Source organism: Sphingosinicella sp. CPCC 101087 (assembly GCF_004151485.1).
Classification (GTDB): Bacteria; Pseudomonadota; Alphaproteobacteria; order Sphingomonadales; family Sphingomonadaceae; genus Allosphingosinicella.
Genome location: NZ_SBFF01000010.1, coordinates 1 through 329 on the forward strand (window position 1 = coordinate 1; position 329 = coordinate 329).

General features: G+C 64.1%; 1 protein-coding gene. It reads right to left on the reverse strand.

Translation table 11 applies throughout. From position 1 onward, the window contains the following. On the reverse strand, nt 1-329 hold a 329-nt coding region (locus EKM57_RS15730; protein WP_206185391.1), incomplete at its 3' end, for an acyl-CoA dehydrogenase family protein.

The following is a 329-nucleotide window of genomic DNA, read 5'->3' on the forward strand; positions in this document are numbered from 1 at the left end:
ACCAAGGACGACTGAACCGACATCGCCGAGCGATAGCCAGAATCCACCCGCTCGACCGCACGCGCGATCAGGCCGTAGCTGACATAGTTGAGCCCGGCCCCGCCATATTCCGGCGAAATGGTCGCGCCCAGCAGGCCGAGCGATCCCATCTCCGCCATGATCCCGGGATCAAAGCGCTCCTCCAGATAAGCACTCGTCACCCGCGGCTGAAGCTTCTCCTGCGCATAGGCCTCGGCCGTGTCGCGGACCATCCGCTCCTCGCCGGAAAGCTGCGCGTCAAGCGAGAACGGATCCGCCCAGTCAAAGGGAAGGGGACGAAGATCGGCCAT